Consider the following 3,022-nt stretch of genomic DNA (forward strand, 5'->3'; position numbering starts at 1 on the left):
CTTAAAGATGGTGGCCACGGAATCGCTGAAAAAGAGGCCGAGGACCAGAACGATCACGCCCATGATGACCAGCGCCCCACCCGTGCGCGCTCCGAAGCGGACGTGGCCGGCCATGCCCCCCGCTCCATGGCACAAAGGAATTCCCCCGATGGCCGCGCTGAAAAGGTTCATGAATCCATGATCCACGGCAATCGTTTTCACCTTCGCCGGCCGATCCGGAAATAGTTCATTATTTTCCTCCGCTGTCCCGATGATGGCGTTTCCCAAAGTGAGAGGAGCCTGGGGTAACCCCAGAATCAACGTCCCAGCGACCAGATCCTGCCAAGTGATCTTGCCCAGGTAAACCTCCGGAATTCTCAAACGGGCAGAGATTTGGGTAAGCTCATTCCAGAGGGAGGGGCTGGAAATCAGGGCGACACCCATTCCAAAGGCCAGCAGGATGAGCATGGCCGGAATCCTCTCCCTGGAGAGTAAAAAGAAAGTCCCAGCCAGAGCGATCACGGCCACAACCGGTTGTCCTTTCATCATCCCGATGCCTTCCAGGACGAAGGAGAGCCCCAGACCCAGCATGATGCCGCGGATAATGGGTTTGGCTGTAATTTTGTGCAGCCAGGAGACTGCCCCGGTGAACCCCATTACCAGCCAGAAAACGGCGGTAAATATCCCGGACCCCCAGATCATTCCTTGAGTGATACTTCCCGGATGGGCAATAGCCATACCGCCAATGGCCTTCATGGGCTGGACGGGGAAGGGAGTTTTGAAGTACTGCCCCACGAAAATTTTGAAAACCCCGAAAGCCACTAAGATGCCCAAGGGGTCCATCTTGTTCAAGGTGATGTAAGCGGCCACAAAGGGTATAAAGGTACCCAGGTCCCCGAAGGCCCCGGCCAATTCCATTCGATTATATTCGTTTCCTAATATTCGCATAGTGAATAGCTCTCTGCATTCAGCGATCCGCCGTAGGGGCGGGGTGACCCCGCCCCTACATGGTCGCGGGTCCCTGGAAGGTGAACGCTCTCTTTATTTTTTAAAAGCGCCTTTAAACTTACTCGCCACAGATTGGTCTAAACCTTTTCGAAAAGCATCATACTGATTTAAGAGTCGTTTTCCCTGAGAGGTCACTTGGGCACCTCCTCCCTCTTTTCCACCCACCTGGGTTTCCACCAACTTGATTCCGGAGCGCTTTTCCATCTTCTGAATGATCCCCCAGGCGTGGCGGTAGGACATTCCGTACTTTTCTGCGGCCTTCTGGATCGATCCCAGCTCATCGATCATTTTCAGGAGACCGACCTTGCCGTTTCCGGCGATCACTTCACCGTCTTTTTCCAGCCACATCTTGTATTTAATTTCCATATCGCCTCCTGATCTAAAAAATAAACGATATGTTCTTATAAACCGATCGGTAAGAATTGTCAAGAAAAAGATAAGGCCTGGGGTTGGCAAGGGAAGAAGATAAAGGTGAACGATTAAAACCGTGGGGCGGGTCGGGGGAAATAATTCTCTTGACCCAGAACAGGCCTTCGCCTTATATATGTTTAAAATCTATAGAGGATGCAGGGATGTGCCGGAAAAGAGATTGCGGCGGGACCGATTGCAACTGCCCCGGAGGGAAGACTGAACGGTTTATTCAACCCTGTCTTCTCCTGGCTTTGCGCAATCACCCCTCTTATGGGTACGAACTTCTGGAAAAAATCCTCGAGTTCGGATTTCTCGACGGTCCAGCCGACCCGGGAATGATCTACCGGCATTTAAGGAAATTGGAAGAGGAAGGCTATGTGTCCTCCACCTGGGACACTTCCGGAACCGGCCCTGCCCGGCGTTATTACCGCCTCACCCGGGAAGGGGAAGAGCTGCTCCGGAACTGGATCCCTTTCATGGAGAGAAATCTGAAAAGTCTGGAAAAATTTTTAAGCCTGTTCCGCCAATCGACTCCAGCAAAAGGAGGGAAAAAATAATGTGCTGCGCAGAAAAAAATTCTGGCTGTCAATGTCCCGATGAATTAAAAGGGAAACCAGAAGAATGTACCCCTGAGCAAATCAAGGAATGCCATGGGATAACCGGCGATCACCCCTGTCTGGTTAAAGAGGAGAAGAAGTAGGGGCAATTCATGAATTGCCCCTGCAGTTCTTTCGTAAATGGGTTTGGATAAACATAGAAAATCCGGTTCCCTGCCGTCAACGAACCCGCCAAATTCAAGAGCATGCGCATGCTTCCCTTGAACCTTCTTTTTAAACGTTTCTTCATAATCGGAGCCACGGCCTATGGCGGCCCGGCCATCGCCGGTCAGATGAAAAAGACCATCGTCAAGGAATGGGGCTGGATGAAGGAGCCGGAATTCATGCAGGGCCTGGCCCTCTGCCAGCTAATCCCGGGAGCCACCTTTGTCCAGCTCTCGACTTACATCGGGTACCGCCTCCGGGGAATTTGGGGGGCGCTCACCTGCGCGTTTGCCTTTGTCCTCCCCGCCTTTTTCCTTCTTTTGATCCTCTCCACCCTTTATTTCGGGCTGGGGAACCTCTGGTTCATCCAGGCCCTGTTTAAGGGGCTGGGGGCCATTGTGATGGCCATCGTCCTCAATGCTCTCATCAATTTTGGAAAACCCATCTTCAAAGATTGGAAAGGAGTCTTGATCGCGGCCTTTTCCTTTTTGGGCTTCCTTTTTCGCCTGAGCACGGTTTTGGTTTTTATCCTGGCGGCAGGAGCAGCCCTTCTCCTCCGGCCGGCGGTGGGCAAACCTACCCCTCCCTCCTCTCCTGCAGGCCCAAGATCAACTCCGCCAGTAAAGGGCGATTATCTTTTTCTTGGGGTGCTGGCCGCGCTGATTGTCGCTATTTTTGTGACTTGTTATTTCCTGAATGCTGAACTCTTTTCCCTTTCCCTGACCCTGTCCAAGACGGGGGCCTTGGCCTTCGGCGGGGGGTTTACGATTATCCCGTTGATTCAATACGAGGTGGTCGACAAGTTTCAGTGGGTCACCACCAAGGAGTTCCTGGACGGGATTGCCATGGGCCAGGTAACCCCG

General features: G+C 52.6%; 5 protein-coding genes. 3 read left to right on the plus strand and 2 right to left on the minus strand.

What is annotated here, in order from left to right:
* On the minus strand, positions 1–897 hold an 897-nt coding region (locus tag Q7V48_12120; GenBank protein ID MDO9211472.1), incomplete at its 3' end, for a putative sulfate/molybdate transporter.
* A 123-nt stretch (positions 898–1,020) separates the two neighbouring features.
* A complete protein-coding gene (locus Q7V48_12125; protein MDO9211473.1) occupies positions 1,021–1,353 on the minus strand; it encodes a winged helix-turn-helix domain-containing protein in 333 nt (110 codons plus the stop codon).
* A gap of 206 nt (positions 1,354–1,559) precedes the next feature.
* Here Q7V48_12125 and Q7V48_12130 point away from each other — a divergent pair, with 206 nt between their 5' ends.
* The 3 genes from Q7V48_12130 to chrA form a co-directional block, all read left to right on the plus strand.
* The gene (locus tag Q7V48_12130; protein ID MDO9211474.1) at positions 1,560–1,955 is read left to right on the plus strand and encodes a helix-turn-helix transcriptional regulator; all 396 of its coding nucleotides are present in this window, start codon (positions 1,560–1,562) and stop codon (positions 1,953–1,955) included.
* Positions 1,955–2,098 carry a hypothetical protein gene (locus tag Q7V48_12135; protein MDO9211475.1) on the plus strand — a complete coding sequence of 48 codons (144 nt, stop codon included), beginning with the start codon at positions 1,955–1,957 and terminating at the stop codon, positions 2,096–2,098. The genes Q7V48_12130 and Q7V48_12135 overlap by 1 nt, the downstream gene beginning before the upstream one ends.
* Before the next feature lie 108 nt (positions 2,099–2,206).
* A partial coding sequence (gene chrA, locus Q7V48_12140) for a chromate efflux transporter (GenBank protein MDO9211476.1) occupies positions 2,207–3,022 on the plus strand: 816 nt, incomplete at its 3' end.

Source organism: Deltaproteobacteria bacterium, assembly GCA_030654105.1.
In the GTDB taxonomy this organism is placed as follows: Bacteria; Desulfobacterota; SM23-61; order SM23-61; family SM23-61; genus JAHJQK01.